15 protein-coding genes are annotated in these 18,107 nt (G+C 73.1%); 8 read left to right on the forward strand and 7 right to left on the reverse strand.

Annotation, left to right across the window (positions count from 1 at the left end; all coding sequences use genetic code 11):
* Positions 1 to 2: 2 nt before the first annotated feature.
* Both FB476_RS03370 and FB476_RS03375 read left to right on the forward strand, forming a co-directional pair.
* Positions 3 to 1,481, forward strand: coding sequence for an amidase (locus FB476_RS03370; RefSeq protein WP_141817531.1), 1,479 nt, complete (start codon positions 3 to 5; stop codon positions 1,479 to 1,481).
* Positions 1,482 to 1,552: 71 nt separating this feature from the next.
* A complete protein-coding gene (locus tag FB476_RS03375; protein ID WP_170233509.1) occupies positions 1,553 to 2,083 on the forward strand; it encodes an acyl-CoA thioesterase in 531 nt (176 codons plus the stop codon).
* 34 nt (positions 2,084 to 2,117) lie between these two features.
* Here FB476_RS03375 and FB476_RS03380 read toward each other — a convergent pair whose 3' ends face one another.
* Positions 2,118 to 2,744, reverse strand: coding sequence for a cobalamin B12-binding domain-containing protein (locus FB476_RS03380; protein ID WP_141817532.1), 627 nt, complete (start codon positions 2,742 to 2,744; stop codon positions 2,118 to 2,120).
* Between the two features lie 90 nt (positions 2,745 to 2,834).
* On the opposite strand from FB476_RS03380, the gene FB476_RS03385 reads away from it, so the two are divergent.
* Positions 2,835 to 3,797: an acetylxylan esterase gene (locus tag FB476_RS03385; RefSeq protein WP_141817533.1), complete on the forward strand. Its 963-nt coding sequence runs from the start codon at positions 2,835 to 2,837 to the stop codon at positions 3,795 to 3,797.
* Between the two features lie 125 nt (positions 3,798 to 3,922).
* Here the strand turns inward: FB476_RS03385 and FB476_RS03390 are convergent, their stop codons facing one another.
* Positions 3,923 to 5,056, reverse strand: coding sequence for an aminotransferase class V-fold PLP-dependent enzyme (locus tag FB476_RS03390; protein WP_141817534.1), 1,134 nt, complete (start codon positions 5,054 to 5,056; stop codon positions 3,923 to 3,925).
* 71 nt (positions 5,057 to 5,127) lie between these two features.
* Between FB476_RS03390 and FB476_RS16840 the strand changes: the two genes are divergently transcribed.
* On the forward strand, positions 5,128 to 5,742 hold the full coding sequence (locus FB476_RS16840) for an SHOCT domain-containing protein (RefSeq protein ID WP_238329530.1): 615 nt from the start codon (positions 5,128 to 5,130) through the stop codon (positions 5,740 to 5,742).
* A 62-nt stretch (positions 5,743 to 5,804) separates the two neighbouring features.
* Here the strand turns inward: FB476_RS16840 and FB476_RS03400 are convergent, their stop codons facing one another.
* From FB476_RS03400 to xylA, 4 genes are all read right to left on the reverse strand, one after another.
* Entirely contained in the window at positions 5,805 to 6,386 is a 582-nt protein-coding gene (locus tag FB476_RS03400; protein WP_170233510.1) for a GntR family transcriptional regulator, read from the reverse strand.
* A gap of 400 nt (positions 6,387 to 6,786) precedes the next feature.
* Positions 6,787 to 7,932, reverse strand: a complete 1,146-nt coding sequence (locus tag FB476_RS03410) for an NERD domain-containing protein (protein WP_141817536.1) — start codon at positions 7,930 to 7,932, stop codon at positions 6,787 to 6,789.
* Between the two features lie 251 nt (positions 7,933 to 8,183).
* Positions 8,184 to 9,602 carry a xylulokinase gene (xylB, locus tag FB476_RS03415; protein ID WP_141817537.1) on the reverse strand — a complete coding sequence of 473 codons (1,419 nt, stop codon included), beginning with the start codon at positions 9,600 to 9,602 and terminating at the stop codon, positions 8,184 to 8,186.
* A gap of 3 nt (positions 9,603 to 9,605) precedes the next feature.
* The gene (gene xylA / locus FB476_RS03420; protein ID WP_141817538.1) at positions 9,606 to 10,817 is read right to left on the reverse strand and encodes a xylose isomerase; all 1,212 of its coding nucleotides are present in this window, start codon (positions 10,815 to 10,817) and stop codon (positions 9,606 to 9,608) included.
* A gap of 168 nt (positions 10,818 to 10,985) precedes the next feature.
* On the opposite strand from xylA, the gene FB476_RS03425 reads away from it, so the two are divergent.
* From FB476_RS03425 to FB476_RS03440, 4 genes are all read left to right on the forward strand, one after another.
* Entirely contained in the window at positions 10,986 to 12,281 is a 1,296-nt protein-coding gene (locus FB476_RS03425) for an ABC transporter substrate-binding protein (RefSeq protein WP_141817539.1), read from the forward strand.
* Between the two features lie 11 nt (positions 12,282 to 12,292).
* Positions 12,293 to 13,276: a carbohydrate ABC transporter permease gene (locus FB476_RS03430; RefSeq protein WP_141817540.1), complete on the forward strand. Its 984-nt coding sequence runs from the start codon at positions 12,293 to 12,295 to the stop codon at positions 13,274 to 13,276.
* Entirely contained in the window at positions 13,273 to 14,187 is a 915-nt protein-coding gene (locus FB476_RS03435) for a carbohydrate ABC transporter permease (protein WP_141817541.1), read from the forward strand. Before FB476_RS03430 ends, FB476_RS03435 begins: the two co-directional genes overlap by 4 nt.
* A gap of 66 nt (positions 14,188 to 14,253) precedes the next feature.
* Positions 14,254 to 16,542: a beta-xylosidase/alpha-l-arabinosidase gene (locus FB476_RS03440; RefSeq protein ID WP_141817542.1), complete on the forward strand. Its 2,289-nt coding sequence runs from the start codon at positions 14,254 to 14,256 to the stop codon at positions 16,540 to 16,542.
* Between the two features lie 48 nt (positions 16,543 to 16,590).
* Here the strand turns inward: FB476_RS03440 and arfA are convergent, their stop codons facing one another.
* Positions 16,591 to 18,102, reverse strand: a complete 1,512-nt coding sequence (arfA, locus tag FB476_RS03445; protein WP_238329531.1) for an arabinosylfuranosidase ArfA — start codon at positions 18,100 to 18,102, stop codon at positions 16,591 to 16,593.
* Positions 18,103 to 18,107: the final 5 nt, after the last annotated feature.

The raw sequence follows: 18,107 nt of genomic DNA on the forward strand, positions 1-18,107 counted from the left end.
GCATGACCGACCTGACCTGGCTCTCCACGCGCGAGCTCGCCGACCTTCTCGCCCGTGGGGAGGTGAGCTCCCGCGAGGCGACCGAGGCGCACTACGCCCGCATCGAGCAGGTGGACCCGACGATCAACGCGATCGTCACCACGGACCCCGAGCGGGCGCTGGCCGAGGCCGCCGCCAAGGACGAGGCGCTGGTGGCCGCGCGCGCGGAGGGCCGGGAGGTGCCCGCGCTGCACGGCGTGCCGATGACCCACAAGGACACGCACGACACCGCAGGGATGCGCACCACCTGGGGCTCGCCGGTCTTCGCCGACCGGGTCCCCACCGAGGACGACCCCCTGGTCGCCCGCCTGCGGGCGGCCGGGGTCGTCACCACGGGCAAGTCCAACGTGCCGGAGTTCGCCGCCGGGGCGCACACCTTCAACCCGGTCTTCGGCACGACGGTCAACCCCTACGACCCGACGAAGTCGGTGGCCGGCTCCTCCGGCGGCGTGGGTGCGGCCCTCGCGGCCGGCATCCAGGCGTCCGGCGACGGCTCGGACATGGGCGGCTCGCTGCGCACCCCGGCGTCGTTCAACAACGTCGTGGGTATGCGGCCGAGCAACGGGCGCATCCCGCACCTGCCCCCGGGCAACGCCTGGCAGTGGCTGGCGCAGCAGGGCTTCATGGCGCGCACCGTCGGCGACGTCGCGCTGCTCATGAGCCAGACCTGCGGCCCGCAGCCGGACGGGCCGTGCTCGATTCAGGAGCCCGGGTCGGTCTTCGACCTGCCCGAGTTCCGGCTCGGTGCCGACTACCAGCCCGACCTCACCGGGGTCCGGGTCGGCCTCGGGCCAGACCTCGGCGGTCTGCTCGAGGTCGAGGCCGAGGTGGTCGCCGCCGCGTTCGAGGCGGCGCGGGTCGTCGGCGAGCTGGGCGCCGTCGTCGACGAGAGCGTGCCCGACCTGCGGGAGGCCGGCGAGGTCTTCCGGGTGCAGCGGGCCTACGACTTCGTCTCCGCCTGGGGCGACCTGGTGCGCTCGGAGACCGCCCGCCCGGACGGCGGCCGCATCAAGCAGGCCGTCGTGTGGAACACGCAGATGGGCTTCGAGCTGACGGTCGACGACCTGGCCGCCCACGACGCCCGCCGGACACGGTTGTGGCAGGAGACCCGTCGCTGGTTCGACACCCACGACGTGCTGCTCACGGTCACCGCGCAGGCGCTGCCCTTCGACGCGGAGCTGGAGTTCCCGCAGAGCATCAACGGCCGCCCGATGACCAACTACCTGGAGTGGATGAAGGCGGTCTGCCTGATCTCCGCGACCGGGTGCCCGGCCATCTCGGTGCCGGCGGGCTTCTCCTCGACCGGGCTGCCGATCGGCATCCAGCTCGTCGCGGCCCCCGGCAAGGACGTCGAGCTGCTGCGCGTGGCGCACGCCTTCGAGGCGGCGACCCGGCACGCCGACCGGCACCCGGACGAGGCGACGTTCGCGGCGCGGGCCTAGCTCCCGCTCCACCCGCTCACCGGTTCCGCCCCGGTCCCCGTCCAGGGGGCCGGGGCGGATAGCGTTGCCGCGTGGCCCGCCAACTGCATCTGCTCGCCGCCCTCGCGCGGCCCCGTCCCGCCCTCCCCGGCCAGGGCATCCTCGACCCCTCGGTCACGACGATGCGCGTGCGCCCCGGTGACCTGGACATCTACCTGCACGTCAACAACGGCGTCTACCTGCAGATGATGGACGTCGCGCGGACCAACTACATCGCCGACCTCGGCGGCTTCCCGGCGATGAAGGAGCGCGGCTGGTATCCCGTCGTCGCCGCCCAGACCGTGACCTACCGCCGGTCGCTGACCCTCGGGCAGCGCTTCGACATCATCACCCGCGTCGTCGGCTGGGACGAGCGGGTGATCTACCTCGAGCAGGTCTTCACCCGGGGCGAGGAGCTGTGCGCCCGAGGCCTGGTCGCCGGTCGCTTCCTGACGCGGGGCAGCGGCGAGCGGGTGCCCGCCCCGGTCGTGGCCGAGGTGCTCGGGCACGGCATACCCGCTCCGGAGCTGCCCGCGGACGTGGCCGAGTGGGCCTCGTCCATGGGGGTGGCGCACCGGGCCTGACGGCCCGGTGGTCGTCGTCCTGCGGGTCGCGCCGTCAGACGGCGCGGGCCGCGGGGAGCAGCTCGCGGATCTCCTGGGCGGCCGCGACGACGTCGGGCGGCAGCACCCGGCCCGGCAGCTCCTCCTCGACCTGGTGCGCGGCCCGGCCGCCCAGCAGCAGGGTCGTCTCCTGGGCGATGAGGTCGAGCGGCACGGCCGCGGCGCGCAGCCTCCGGGGGTCGTCGCCGGAGATCACGACGATCTCGGGGTGCACGATCCGGGTGGCGCGGTGCAGGTCGTGCAGGGGCGTGTTGGCGCCGAAGAAGCGGATCTCCCAGCCCTGCTCCCACAGCAGCAGCGCGAGCGCCAGGAGGGGCAGGTCGTGGAGCTCGCGGGGCGGGCAGGCCAGCCAGACCTGGTGCCCGCCGACGACGGGCGGGCGGCGCAGCGACTCGAGGTAGGACCGGACCAGCTGGGTGGCCAGGTGCTCCTGGGCCACCGAGACCTCGCCCCGCTCCCAGCCCAGCCCGATCTCGCGCATGACGGGCAGCACGAGGTCGGCGACGAGCGGGCCGAGACCGAGCTGCGTGCGGCACTCCTCGAGCCTGAGGACCGCGCCACCCTCGTCGAGGCCCACGAGCGCGTCGAAGAGCGCCTGCTGGGTGGGGGTGAGGGAGGGCATGTCCGGTCCATCGTGCCAGAGACGGCCGGCATCGCGGGCGTGGGACGCCCCCGGGTGGGCCGTCACGCCCGGCTCGGTAACCTCGCTGGCGTGATCACCGACCTCCCCTTGGAGCAGCTGCGCACCTACCGGCCCGAGGTGGCCGAGCCCGCGGACTTCGACGAGTTCTGGGCGCGGACGATCGCGGAGGCCCGTGCCGCGGGCGGTGCCGCGGAGAGCGTGCCCGCCGACACCCCGGTCACCGCCGTGCGCGTCGAGGACGTCACCTTCCCCGGCTTCGGCGGGGAACCGGTCAGGGCGTGGTACCTCGCGCCGCACGCCGACGGGCCGCTGCCCTGCGTCGTGGAGTTCATCGGTTACGGCGGGGGGCGCGGCCTGCCGCACGAGCACCTCGCCCACGCCGCCGCGGGCTACGCCCACCTGGTCATGGACACCCGGGGCCAAGGCTCGTCGTGGGGGACCGGTGGGGACACCCCGGACCCGCACGGGGCCGGCCCGGCCTTCGCCGGCATGATGACCCGCGGGATCGAGTCGCCGGACACCTACTACTACCGCCGGCTGGTCACCGACGCGGTGCGGGCGGTCGACCACGTGCTGACCCGGCCCGAGGTCGACCCGACCCGCGTGGCCGTGACCGGCATCAGCCAGGGCGGCGGCCTCGCGCTCGCGGCCGGTGCGCTGCACGATCAGGTGGCGGCCGTCGCCGCCGACGTGCCCTTCCTGTGCCACTTCGAGCGGGCCGTCCGGATCACCGACGCCCGCCCCTACTCCGAGATCGCGGCCTACCTGTCGGTGCGCCGAAACGTCGCCGAGCAGGTCTTCCGCACGCTCTCCTACGTCGACGGGGTCTCCATGGCCCGCCGCATCACCGCGCCGACGATGATCTCGGTCGCGCTCATGGACGCCATCTGCCCGCCGTCGACCGTCTTCGCGGCCGCCAACGCCATGCCCACCCCGCCGCAGGTGGAGGTCTACCACTTCAACGACCACGAGGGCGGCGCGGGCGAGCAGGTGCTGCGGTCGCTGCGCTGGCTGGGGGAGGTCCTGGGCTGAGCAGTGGGACCTATCGGTGTCGTCCTGACGACACCAACCGGTCCCGTTGTTCTCGGCTCGTAGTCGAGCCCGAGGGGGAGGCGTGCTCCGGCAGCGGCGCGGGCTCGCTGCAGGCGAGGTCGTGCCTACAGCGCCATCGCCTTGTCGAGCCCGGCGGTGAAGCGCTCCACGGTGCCGTCGACGTCGGCCAGCTTGTCGAGGCCGAAGAGGCCGACGCGGAAGGTCGACCAGCCCTCGGGTTCCCCGCACATGAGCGGCACGCCGCCGGCGACCTGAAGGCCGACCTTGACGAAGTCGGCGCCCGTCGCCAGCCCGGGGTCGTCGGCGTGGACCACCACGACGGTCGGGGCGGCATACCCGTCGGCGGCGACGGAGACGAAGCCGCGCTCGGCCAGGGCGGCGCGGATCCGCGTCCCGAGCTCGACCTGGGCCTCGCGCAGCGTCTCGAGGCCGCGCTCGCGGGCCTCCAGCATGAGCTCGAGGTTGTGCGCGAGGGTGTCGGTGGGCATCGTCGCGTGGTAGGCGTGGCGACCCTGGACGTAGCCCTCGGCGATCGTCAGCCACTTCTTGAGGTCGGCCGAGAAGCTCGTCGAGGTCGAGGCCATCACGGCCTCGCGGGCCCGGTCGTTGAGCATGACGTAGCCCGCGCCGGGGCTGCCGCTCCAGCCCTTCTGGGGGGCGGTGAGCAGGACGTCGACGCCGAGCTCGCGCATGTCGATCCAGAGCGCGCCGGAGGCGACGCAGTCGAGGACGAAGAGGCCACCGGCCTCACGGGTCGCGGCCGCGACCTCGCGGATGTAGTCGTCGGGCAGCACGATGCCGGCGGCGGTCTCCACGTGGGCGGCCATGACGACGGCCGGACGCTGCTCGGCGATGGTGGCGACGACCTCCTCGACGGGCGCGGGGGCCCAGGGCGAGGGCACCTCGTCGGTCGTGGGTCGGGCGGTCAGGACCGTGAGGTCGTCGGTGATCCCGCCCATCTCCACGATCTGGGACCAGCGGTAGGAGAAGAAGCCGTTGCGCACGACGAGGGCCGTGCGGCCGGTGACGAGCTGGCGGGCGACCGCCTCCATCGCGTAGGTGCCGCCGCCGGGCACCACGGCCACGGTGTCGGCCCCGTAGGTGGTCCGCAGCACCTCGGTCAGCTGCTGCATGACGCCGACGAAGCGCCGCGACATGTGGTTGAGCGAGAGGTCGGTGAAGACGACGGAGTACTCGAGGAGGCCGTCAGGATCGATCTCGGGGCGGGGGAGGGTCATGGCGACCACGGTAGCCCGCGAGCGCAGCAGTGGTGCGACTAGCCTGTGGGGCCAGCGACGAGGGGAGCGGCATGAACGAGGTCCCGTGGGCGGGAGGCATCGCCACGGCATACCGTGACAAGAGGGTTCCGAAGCGCGAGGTGCCGCTGGCGGCGCAGTCGCTGCAGCTGATCCTCCTGCCCGGGGAGCGCGTCCTGGGCCTCTTCGGGGTGACGCGGTTGCGGCGCTCGGTCACGCTGCTCGTGATCACCGACCTGCGGCTGCTCACCCTGGGCGACCAGCACGTCGGGCTGCCGCTGGTCGACGAGGTGCATCGCGCGGACGTCACGGAGGTCCACCTCGAACGGGAGCGCACCTTCCGCATCGGGGCCGTCACCGCGCGCACGCCCGCGGGTGACGTGGGGCTCGGGACGCTGACCTACGGCAAGGAGACCTTCCTCGCGTTCGAGCGGCTGCTCGCGACCGGGGCGAGCGGTGGTATGCCGGTCATCCCCGTCCCGGGCGGTCGCGGCGGCGCCGAGCCGGTCGAGGCGGGTCCGGCCGGGCGCTCGTCGTCCGCGCCGGCCTCGGACCACCCGCTCGTCGTGCACCTCGCCGCGCTCGCGGACCTACACCGGCAGGGGGCGCTGACGGACGAGGAGTTCAGCGCCGCCAAGGCGCGGCTGCTGGCCGACCCCGAGGGCTGAGGACGCGCGACGGGACGGCCGCCGGAGCGACCGCCCCGTCGCACATGGGCGTCACGGGACGTCTAGGGGTCGTCGGTCCGCGGGCCGGTCTGGTGGCGGGCGGAGAGCACGTGGGCGCGCATCACGGCTGCCGCCCACTCGCCGTCCCGTGCGGCGGCCGCCTCGACGAGCTCGGCGTGGTGCTGCATGCTCCGCTGCAGCGCCCGCTCGTCGTAGGTGCGGAACGTGCGCGTGACCACCGCCGGCCGGAAGAGGGCCTGGAGGGCGATCGCCAGGTGCCGGTTGCCCGAACGTTCGACGAAGACGGCGTGGAACTCGTTGTTGAGCGCCGTGAGCCCGCCCCGGTCGCCGCCGGCGTCCACGATCTGCTCCATCCGCCCGGACAGGTCCGCCAGGTGCGCCACGTCCTCGTCCGTCGTCAGGGGAACGGCGAGGCGGGTGGCGACGGGCTCGAACTCCGCGCGCACGGCATACAGGGCCGCCACGTCCTCGGGCGTCAGCGAGACGACCTGCGCCCCGCGGTAGGGCTCGATGTCGACGAGACCTTCGGCGGCCAGCTGCTCGAGGCGTCGACGGCCGTCGCCTGCGCGCCGTTCGTCGTCACCGTTCTCCTCGGTTCGTATGCCTCGATGGTGTCCGGCCACCTGGCGTGCGCCAGGTCGTGCCTGGTCCCGCGTAGACTCGTCGCCCTCGAGGTCCGCGGGGGCTGGTCGCGCCGAGGGCACCCGCCGCTACGGCGTGGTTTGCACGGAGGACGGGAGGCGGCCTCCGTCCTGGACGCCGCCCGTCGGGCCGGTGTCCCCGTCGTGCACACGCGGGTGCAGTACGGCGACGAAGGGCTCGACGGCGGCATCTTTTCGTCACCACCGAGCAGGCCGTGACCTACCTGGGGTCGCTGCCGACCACCTGAGCTTTGAACGGCACCCACGACCCGTTGTTGTCCTGTTGGCCTGATGCATCAGGTGATCTCGACGACAACAGGTCGTGAGTGGGCCGAGGTCCGACGGCTGGCCATAGGCCGCGCTCATGTTCGGGGATGGACGCCTACCCGACCACGACCGACGTCTTCATGACCAGGTCGTGCAGGGACTGGCCCCGTCGGTTCCAGACAGGGCCGAGGAGGGACAGGAGCAGGAACACTCCCATGGTGACGACCGCGAGCAGGGGAAAGGTCACCAGCCGCGCCACCCCCGCCAGAGCCCCGGGGGCCGCTCCATCCCGCTCTCGGACCAGCCGGATGCCGAGCAGGGCCTTGCCCGGTGTCCGACCTGTGGTGCCGTGCATCAGGGCGAGGACGAACAGGACCAGGAATCCGGCCCACGTGTAGGCCATCGCTGCCAGATCATCTGACGGATAGGGCAGCCGCTCCAGAAACCTGCTCACCCCGACGAAGACCAGGAGATCGACCACAGCGGCCGTGGCGCGCCGCAGCCCTCCGGCCGGTCGGGGCTGCATCGGGATACGGGTCTGCTCGTACGCCGCAGGCGCGGGGTAGGTGGGCAGCGGCGGAGGTGTCGCTGCAAAGGGTGGTGCGGCAGCGGGTAGGGGCGGAGCGCCTGAGTTGGTGGAGTGAGGTCGTGCCTGCTGCAGCGACCCTTCTACGTGCGCCATCAGCGCGGGCATCGATTCGTAGTTCGTCGGTGCGGGCCCGAGGGTTGCGGCCAGGTGGTCGAGACCCACGACGACCACGTCGTCCACCATCGTCGGCATGAGATCCCTGCCCGCCTGGGTGAGGCAGACCACGGGGGTGACCAGAGGCGCCAGCGGCCCGAGCGCTGCAGCCACGTCCGTGGCCGCGACACGCGCAGCGGCGAGGTTATCGGTGCGCTTGTAGCCGTTCTGGCGCAGCACGCCGTGGCGCACGACGACCTCGCCGGACCAGTGCTTGGCATCGATGAGCCAGATCCGGGTGGCGGAGATCGCGAGGTGGTCCAGGTTCGCCTTCGGACGACCGGGCCAGGGCTGGTCGTGCAGGGCGGGCCAGCACGCCTCCCGGATCACGGCGGCGACGAGGCGCTCGCCCTCGCTGCCGGCCGCCCACGCTCGTTGCTGCCGCTCAGCCGTCTCCAGCTGCGCACGCAGCCGTTCCGCTCTGGCTGCCGCCCGTCGCGCCTGTTCGTCGGCGCCCCGACCTGCGTTCGAACTGGACAGATGGTCCGCCCCGTCCCACATCACAAAGCCTCCCTGCATCCCTGCGACTCCACCCGGGCGGCCCCATCGCCGCCCCACCCCCGTGTCGCGTCGTCGGACTCTAGCGGAACGTGTCCAGGTTTGGGGAGGCTCCGGCGACCGGTCGGCCAGCGGACCGCTACGGGTGGGTCGGGCGATACTCACGGCTTCGCATTGCACTCCGGACACGATCTTGTCCTGGTGGACTGATGCATCAGTCCACCAGGACAACAACGTGTCGCGAGTGGGTCGGGGCGCAGGGCCGGAGGGTCTCACGCCTCCCGCGCCACCCGGTCCAGCACGTGCGAGCGCGCCTCGGCATACCGCTCGCGGACCCGCGCCCCGTCCGCGGCGGGCTCGACCGTGACGAGCCCGGGCATCGGCCACTCGGGTCCCGCCTCGGCCCCGGAGAGCACCCACGCGGCCTGCCGTGCGGCACCGTTGGCGACGTACTCGTCCGGCGTCGGCACGAGGATCGGCGAGCCGAGCACGTCGGCGAGCGACTGTCGCAGCGAGAGCGACCGGGCACCGCCGCCGACGAGCAGGAAGCGCCGGGTCTCGACGCCCTGCGCGAGGAAGGCGTCGACCGCGTCCGCCAGCAGGCAGGCGATGGACTCCACGGCCGCTCGCGCGAGGTGAGCGGGGGCGGAGGTGCGCAGGGTCAGTCCGTGCAGCGACCCCGTGGCGTCGGGCAGGTTGGGGGTGCGCTCGCCCTCGAGGTAGGGCACGAGCACGAGCCCGTCGGCCCCGGCCGGTGCCTCCGCGGCGAGCCGGTCGAGCTCGGCGACGTCGGTGCCGAGCATCCGCGCGGTGGCGTCGAGCACGCGGGCGGCGTTGAGGGTTGCCGCCAGCGGCAGGAACCGCCCGGTGGCGTCGGCGAAGCCGCTGATGATCCCCTCGACGTCGGCCGTGGGGTCGTCGGTCACCGCGGACACGACGCCCGAGGTGCCGACCGACAGGACGACGTCGCCGGGCCCGGCGCCGAGCCCCAGCGCGGCCGCGGCGTTGTCGCCGGCCCCCGGCCCGAGGGGTATGCCGTTCGCCGGCCCGGTGCCCGTGCCCGCCACCTCGGCGGGGCCGAGGACGCGGGGAAGCCGGATCTCGTGACCGAGCGCGTCCTGGACGAGCTCGGTGAGGTACGTGCCGCGCCTCGGGCTCCAGTAGCCGGTGCCCGAGGCGTCGGAGCGGTCGGTCACCAGGTCGTCGAACGAGCCGGAGCCCACCAGGCGCCAGGTCAGCCAGTCGTGGGGGAGGGCCACGGCGGCGGTGCGGGCCGCGTTGTCCGGCTCGTGCTCGTGCATCCAGGCCAGCTTGGTCACGGTGTAGGACGCGACCGGCACCGAGCCGGTCGCGCCCGCCCACCAGCGGGCCCCGCGCTCCTCGACGAGCCGTCGCGCCTGTGGTGCGGAGCGGGTGTCGTTCCAGAGCAGCGCCGGCCGCACCACCTCGCCGGCCTCGTCGAGGGCCACCATGCCGTGCTGCTGGCCCCCGACCGCGAGCGCCGACACGTCCTCCAGCCCGCCCGCCATCTCGACGGCCTCGGTCAGCGCCCGCCACCACTCGTGCGGGTCGACCTCGGTGCCGTCGGGGTGGGAGGCCCGGCCGGAGCGCACGAGCTCCCCGGTCTCCGCGTCGCGGACGACGACCTTGCAGGACTGGGTGGACGAGTCGACACCCGCGACGAGCGCCATCGGTCAGGCGGCCCCGAGGACGTGCCGCAGCGCGAGCTGGTTGAGGTGCACGTGGCCGTAGCCGCGGGCGGCGAGGCGCTCGGACTCGTCGGCGATCTCCGGGCCGAGGTCGCCCGCGGTCTCCAGCAGCGCGGCGGGCGACTCGCCCTCGGCCAGCGTCGGCTGCGCCAGCTCGGACAGCCCGGAGGACTGCATCGCCTCCTGCACCTCGGGGTCGGCCCGGAAGGACCTGGCCCGCTCGGCCAGCAGCGAGTAGGTCTCCATGTTGGCCGCGGCCGACACCCAGACGCCCTCGACGTCCTCGGTGCGGGAAGGCTTGTAGTCGAAGTGGCGGGGACCCTCGTAGCGCGGGCCGCCGCCGGGGAAGCCGTTCTCGAGCAGGTCGACGGTGAAGAAGGCGGACAGCAGGTCGCCGTGGCCGAAGACGAGGTCCTGGTCGAAGCGGGGACCGTGCTGGCCGTTGAGGTCGATGTGGAAGAGCTTGCCCTGCCAGAGCGCCTGGGCGATGCCGGCGGTGAAGTTGAGCCCGGCCATCTGCTCGTGCCCGACCTCGGGGTTGAGGCCGACGATGTCGCCGTGCTCGAGGGTGGCGATGAAGCCCAGCGCGTGACCGACGGTCGGCAGCAGGATGTCGCCGCGGGGCTCGTTGGGCTTGGGCTCCAGCGCGATGCGCATGCCGTAGCCGCGCTCCTTGATGAAGGCGGCGACGCTGTCCACGCCCTCGGCGAAGCGGTCGTAGGCCGCCTTGTAGTCCTTGGCCCCGTCGTACTCCGCGCCCTCGCGGCCGCCCCACATCACGAAGGTCTTCGCGCCCAGCGAGGCCCCGAGCTCGACCTGGCGCAGGACCTTGCGCAGCGCCAGCCGGCGCACGCCACGGTCGTTGCTGGTCAGGGCGCCGTCCTTGAAGACCGGGTGGCTGAAGGTGTCGGTCGTGACCATCGGCACGACCATCCCGGTCTCGGCCAGCGCCGCCCGGAAGCGCTCGATCACCGCGTCGCGCGCGGACGCGGAGGAGCCGAAGGGGACGAGGTCGTCGTCGTGGAAGGTGACGCCCGAGGCCCCGAGCTCGGCAAGCCGGTGCACGGACTCGACCGGGTCGAGAGCCTCGCGGGTGGCCCTGCCGAAGGGGTCCTGGGCGGCCCAGCCGACGGTCCACAGACCGAAGGTGAACTGGATCGGGGAGCTGGACGGGGACTTCGTCGTCGACGCGCTCATGGGGCATCCTCCTGATATTGGTTGTGTGGAAAAACTATCCGGTCGCCGGAGAGCGCGCAAGCCCGCCACCACGGCAACGAAATCGTTATCGACAACGATTGACACGCGGCGCAACAAACTGGCAGCCTCGGTCCTACGTCACTCACTCAACGTCGAGGAGCAGCACCTATGAACACCATCCGCGCACTGAGCCTGGCGGCTGCCGGGAGCCTCGTCCTGACCCTCGCCGCCTGCGGAGGGGACTCCGAGGGGTCCGGCTCGTCCGGTGGGTCCGGCGACGGGACCACCATCACCTGGTGGCACAACTCCAACACCGGCGCCGGCCTGGAGTACTACACCGAGCTGGCCGCCCAGTTCGAGGAGGAGACCGGCGTCACGGTCGAGATGGAGGCCATGGCGCACGAGGACATGCTGACCAAGCTCGACGCGGCCTTCCAGGCCGACGACGCGCCGGACATCTACATGGAGCGTGGTGGCGGCGAGCTCGCCGACCACGTCGAGGCGGGCCTGACCAAGGACCTCACCGAGCTCGCGGCCGAGGAGATCGAGAAGGTCGGCGGCATCGCCCAGGGCTGGACGGTCGACGGCAAGGTCTACGCGCTGCCGTTCTCGGTCGGCGTCGTGGGCTTCTGGTACAACACCGAGATGTTCGAGGAGGCCGGCATCGCGGAGGCGCCGGAGACCTGGGACGAGATGTACGACGTCATCGACAAGCTCAAGGCCGCCGGCATGGAGCCCATCTCCGTCGGCGCGGGCGAGAAGTGGCCGGCGGCGCACTACTGGTACCAGTTCTCGCTGCGCCACTGCGCCGAGGACGTGCTGACCGACGCCGTCACCTCCCTCGACTTCTCCGACCCGTGCTTCATCCGCGCCGGCGAGGACCTCGAGAAGCTCATCGCCGCCGAGCCCTTCAACCGCGGCTTCCTCTCGACCCCCGCGCAGACCGGGCCGACGAGCGCCTCCGGCCTCCTCGCGACCGAGCAGGTGGCGATGGAGATGCAGGGCCACTGGGAGCCGGGCGTCATGCAGGGCCTCACCGAGGACGGCAAGGGTCTGGCCGGCAAGCTCGGCTGGTTCCCCTTCCCGCAGGTCGAGGGCGGCCAGGGCGACCCGGCCGCGCAGCTGGGCGGTGGTGACGCCTGGGGCGTCTCGGCCGACGCCCCGGACGCGGCCGTGGACTTCGTGAAGTTCCTGCTCTCCGACGAGGTGCAGCGCGGCTTCGCCGAGCGCGACATGGGTCTGCCGACCGTCCCCTCCGCCGGTGACGCCGTCGCCGACCCGGCGCTGGCCGGCCTGCTCGAGGTGCGCAACGACGCCCCCTACGTCCAGCTGTACTTCGACACCGCCTTCGGCCAGGCCGTCGGTGGCGCGATGAACGACGCGATCGCGCTGATGTTCGCGGGCCAGGCGAGCCCGCAGGACATCGTCGACGCCACCCAGGCCGCGGCCGACGCCGAGGGCTGAGCCCGTCCCGTATGGCGATCGCCCCAGTCCCGACCACGGGCGCCACGACCCCGCCCGCCGGCCGCACCGCGCGGCCGGCGGGTGCGGCCCGCCGCGACTGGCGGATGGCTGCCGAGATCGTGCTCTTCACGGCCCCGGCCCTCGTGCTGTTCGCGGTCTTCGTCGTGTGGCCGATCCTGCGCGCGGTCCAGTTCTCGCTCTACCGGTGGAAGGGCTTCGGCCCGCTCGTCGACTTCGTGGGGCTGCAGAACTACGTCTCGGTGCTGGCCAACGGCGTCTTCACCGGGGCGGTGGCCCACAACCTGATCATCGTGGTCGCCTCGATCCTCGTGCAGCTGCCCCTGGGCCTGGCCCTGGCGCTGCTGCTCAACCGGAAGATGCGGGGCCAGGGGCTGCTGCGAACGATCATCTTCGTCCCCTACGTGCTCTCCGAGGTCATCGCCGGCGTCGTCTGGTTCCAGCTGCTCCAGCCGGGCCGCGGGGTCGTCGAGGCGCTGCTCGGGACGGTCGGTCTCGAGGGTCCCTACCAGGGCTTCCTCGGCACCCCGTCGCTCGCGCTGCCGACGCTGGTCGTCGTGCTCACCTGGAAGTACGTCGGCCTCGCCGTCCTGCTCTTCCTCGCGGGGCTGCAGGGCGTGCCGGACGAGCTCGCCGAGGCGGCGCAGATCGACGGCGCCTCGTGGTGGCAGACCCAGTGGCGGGTCACGATCCCGCTGCTCGGCCCGACGATCCGGATGTGGGCCTTCCTGTCGATGATCGGCTCGCTGCAGCTCTTCGACATGGTGTGGATCCTCACCGGCGGCGGGCCCGCCAACGCCACGACGACCATGGCCACCTTCCTGGTCAACGAGGGCACCAAGCGGCAGAACTACGGCATCGCGGCCGCCGCGTCCGTCGTGCTCTTCGTCATCGCCCTCGTCATGGCCGTGACCTACCAGCGCTTCGTCCTGCGGCGGGACACCGCCGAGGCCGACGTCCCGAGGGGGGTCCGATGACCACGACCACGCGACCGACCACGGTGCCCACCGGCCCCGCCACCGACCACGCCGACGATGGCGGCAAGGGCCGCAAGCCGCGCCAGGGCAGCGGCCGGGGCGAGGGCGGGGTGCTCGTCTACCTCGTCGCCCTCGTCGTCGTCGGGCTCACCCTCGGCCCGGTCCTGTATGCCGTGCTGGGCGGCTTCCGCAGCAACGCCCAGCTGGCCGCCGACCCGGCGGGGCTGCCCGACCCGTGGCTGCTCGACAACTACCGCCGGGTGCTCACCGGCGCCTCCTTCTGGACCTACGCCGTCAACTCCATCGCCATCGCGGTCATCACGACCGTGGTGACCGTGGTCTTCGGGCTGATGGCCGCCTACCCCCTGGCCCGCTACCCGTTCCGCTTCCGCGAGCAGCTCTACATGGTCTTCGTCGTGGGCCTGCTCTTCCCCGCGACGGTGGCGATCATCCCGCTCTTCATCCTCATCACCCGCGACCTGTCGCTGGGCAACACCTGGTGGGGCGTCGCGCTGCCGCAGGCCGCCTTCGCGCTGCCGATGACCATCGTCATCCTGCGGCCCTTCCTCATGGCGATCCCGCGGGAGCTGGAGGAGGCGGCGATCATCGACGGCGCCTCCCGCCTGCAGTTCTTCTGGCGGGTGCTGCTGCCGCTGTCGGCCCCAGGAGCCATCACCGTCGGCGTGCTGGCCTTCGTCGGCTCCTGGAACGCCTACCTGCTGCCGCTCCTGCTCCTGCGCGGCGAGATGAAGACCCTCCCGCTCGGGGTGGCCGACTTCTCCACGCAGTACTCCTCCGACACCGCCGGCGTCTTCGCCTTCACCACCCTGGCGATGATCCCCGCGCTGCTCTTCTTCCTCGCGCTCCAGAAGCGCATCGTCAGCGGGCTCCAGGGCGCGGTCAAGGGCTGACCGCCCCGCCACGCCCGGCCCACCCCATACCCGACCACCCTCTCCCTCTTGGAAGGCGATGCCGCCATGACCGAGACCCGCACCGCCCCCGACCGCGCGACCGCGCCGCCCCCTCCGAGCGTCCCCGAGCTCGTCGCCTCGATGACGCTGGAGGAGAAGCTCGCGCAGATCGTCGGCTTCTGGGACAAGGGCGACGGCGACGCGGTGGCGCCGCTCCAGGGGGCCTTCGTCGAGCCGCAGGGTCTCTACGACGTCGCGGCCCACGGCCTCGGCCACCTCACCCGCGTCTACGGCACCCGCCCGGTCGACCCGGTCGAGCGCGCCCGCTGGCTCTGGGACTTCCAGCGCTGGCTCGTCGGCTCGACGCGGCACGGCATCCCCGCCCTCGTGCACGAGGAGTGCCTGACCGGGCTGTCCGCGTGGAAGGCCGCCACCTACCCGACCCCGCTCGCGTGGGGCGCCAGCTGGGACCCCGACCTCGTCCGCGACGTCGCCGCGCTGATCGGCCGCTCGATGCGCCAGCTCGGGGTGCACCAGGGCCTCGCGCCGGTGCTCGACGTCGTGCGCGACCCGCGCTGGGGCCGGGTCGAGGAGGCGATCTCCGAGGACCCCTACCTCGTCGCCACCCTCGGGACGGGGTATGTGGAAGGCCTCCAGTCGGAGGGGGTGCACGCCACGCTCAAGCACTTCGTCGGCTACTCGGCCTCGCAGGCGGGGCGCAACTTCGCGCCCGTGCACGCCGGGCCGCGCGAGCTCGAGGACGTGCTGCTGGTGCCCTTCGAGATGGCCGTCGTCGAGGGCGGCGTGCGCTCGGTCATGCACTCCTACGCCGAGATCGACGGCGTCCCGGTGGCCGGCGACCCGACCCTGCTCACCGGCGTGCTGCGCGACCGCTGGGGCTTCGACGGCACCGTCGTGGCCGACTACTTCGGCGTCGCCTTCCTGCAGCTGCTGCACGGCGTCGCCGCCGACCTCGGCGAGGCGGCGGGCCAGGCGCTGCTCGCCGGCGTCGACATCGAGCTGCCCACGGGCGACGCCTACCTCCGTCCGCTCGCCGAGGCCGTGCGCTCGGGTGCCGTGGACGAGGCCCTCGTCGACCGCGCCTGCACCCGTGCCCTGGAGCAGAAGGCCGAGCTCGGGCTCCTCGGCGCCACCTTCGAGGACGAGCCGCCGACCGAGGTCGAGCTCGACGGGCCGGAGCACCGCGCGGCTGCGGCACGGCTGGCCGAGGAGTCGGTCGTGCTGCTCGCCAACGACGGCACGCTGCCGCTCGCCGCCCCCGGCCGGGTCGCGGTGGTCGGGCCCAACGCCGACCGGCTGGCCGCGCTCTTCGGCTGCTACTCCTTCGTCAACCACGTCATCCCGCAGCACCCGCACACCGAGCCGGGCATCGAGGCACCCACGCTCCGCGAGGCGCTCCTCGCGGAGTGGCCCCAGACCCACCTCACCTACGAGTGGGGCTGCGACGTCGACTCCGAGGACGTCTCCGGCCTGGAGGCGGCGGCCGCCGCGGCCCGGGAGGCGGAGGTGGCGGTCGTGGTCGTGGGCGACTCGTCCGGTCTCTTCGGCCGCGCGACCTCGGGCGAGGGCTGCGACCGCGACGACCTCGAGCTGCCGGGCGTGCAGCGCCGGCTCGTCGAGGCCGTGGTCGCCACCGGCACCCCGGTCGTCCTCGTCCTGCTCACCGGCCGCCCCTACGCGATCGACTGGGCCCTGTCCTCCTGCGCGGCCGTCGTCCAGGCGTTCTTCCCGGGGGAGGAGGGCGCCGGCGCGATCGCGGGCGTGCTCTCGGGTCGGGTCAACCCCTCGGGCCACCTGCCGGTCAGCCTGCCGCGCTCGGCGGGCAGCCAGCCCTACACCTACCTGCACCCGCTGCTCGGCGGCGACACCGACGTCACCAACCTCAGCAGCCGGCCGGCGCTGCCGTTCGGGCACGGGCTGTCCTACACCACCTTCGAGCTGGGCGACCTCGACGTGCGCGCCGGCTCGACGGCGGAGGACCTCGAGGTGCGCGTGCGCATCGCCAACACCGGCGACCGCGCGGGCGACGACGTGGTCCAGGTCTACGCCCGCGACCTGGTGGCCTCCGTGACGCGGCCCGTGGCCCAGCTGATCGGCTACGCCCGCGTCTCCGTCGAGCCCGGTCAGGCCCGCACGCTGACCTTCCGCGTGCCGCCCGCCCGGCTGTCCTTCACCGGGCGCGACCTGCGCCGGGTCGTGGAGCCGGGAGCCCTCGAGGTCTGGGTGGGCGACTCGGTGGCCGACCGCCGCCACTCGCAGACGGTGACGCTGACCGGCGCGGTCCACGAGGTGGGGCTGCACGACCCGCGACGGACCACGGTCGAGCTCGACTGAGCCCCGGCACCAGGGCCGTCCGCACCGCGCCCGGGACGGGCGGCCCGCTCAGCCGACCTCGACCACGAGCAGGCTCCACGACGCGGGCGGCAGCTCGGCCTCGAGCACGCCGTCGGTGACGCGGGCCCGGGGGTGCTCCCTGGGCACGACCCGGTCGGGCTCGTCCTGGGTGTTCGCCGCGGACAGGTCGTCGTCGGCGAGCACCAGCGCCTCGGCGAGGCCCCGGGCACCGAACCGCCGCAGGTTGGTGGTCAACGACATCGCCTCCTCGGGGTGGCGGTTGACGGCCAGCACGACGAGCCGTCCCGCCTCCGGGTCGTGCGTGGCGACCGCGTCGAGCGCGGGCACCTCGCCGTGGGCCTCGGTCGCGAGCGTCGGCGCCTCGACCCGCAGGTCCAGCACGGCCCCGCTGACATGTCGCGCCGTGAGGGCGAAGGGGTGGAAGGTCGCCTGCCGCCAGGCCGGCCCGCCGGGCTCGGTGCGGATCAGGGAGAGCGTGTTGACCAGCTGGGCCTGGCAGGCCGCCCTCACCCGGTCGGCGTGGCGCAGCAGCGTGATGAGCAGCGACCCCACCACGACGGCGTCGAGCACGGTGTAGGCGTCCTCGCTGATCCGCGGCGCGACCTCCCACTCCCGGGGCTCGGTGCTGCTCGCCATCAGCTCCTGGAGGTACCAGACGTTCCACTCGTCGAAGGAGATGTCGATCCGCCGGTCCGACCCCAGGCGGGCGCCGACGTGGTCGGCGGTGGCCACGACCTGCCGGATGAAGCGGTCCATGTCCACCGAGGAGGCGAGGAAGCTGGCGCGGTCGTCGCCGACCAGCTGGTAGTAGGCGTGCGCGGAGATCATGTCGACGAGCTCGTAGGTGTGCTCGAGGACGGTGGCCTCCCACGCACCGAAGGTCGGCATGGTCCGGCTGGAGGACCCGCACGCGACGAGCTCGAGCCCGGGGTCGACCTGCCGCATCGCGCGCGCGGTCTCGGCGGCCAGCCGGCCGTACTCCTCGGCCGTCTTGTGCCCCAGCTGCCACGGCCCGTCCATCTCGTTGCCCAGGCACCACAGGCGTATGCCGTGGGGCTCGGTCGCCCCGTGCCGCACCCGCAGGTCGGACAGGGTGGTGCCGCCCGGGTGGTTGGCGTACTCGAGCAGGTCGAGCGCCTCCCGGACCCCACGGGTGCCGAGGTTGAGGGCCATCATCGGCTCGACGCCCGCCCGGCGCGCCCACCGGACGAACTCGTCGGTGCCGAAGGCGTTGCTCTCGACCGTCCGCCAGGCCGGGTCGAGGCGGGTGGGGCGCTGGTCGACGGGGCCCACCCCGTCCTCCCAGCGGTAGCCGGAGACGAAGTTGCCGCCGGGATAGCGGACCGTGGTCACCCCCAGCTCGCGCACGAGCTCGAGCACGTCACCCCGGAAGCCGTCCTCGTCGGCCGTGGGGTGGTCGGGCTCGGAGAGGCCGGTGTGGACGCACCGCCCCATGTGCTCGACGAAAGAGCCGAAGAGCCGTCGGGGCACCGGTGCCACGACGAAGGCCGGGTCGAGGAAGGCTCGGGCGGACAGCACGGTGG

Origin of the sequence: Ornithinimicrobium humiphilum (genome assembly GCF_006716885.1) — a bacterium.
Taxonomy (GTDB): domain Bacteria; phylum Actinomycetota; class Actinomycetes; order Actinomycetales; family Dermatophilaceae; genus Ornithinicoccus; species Ornithinicoccus humiphilus.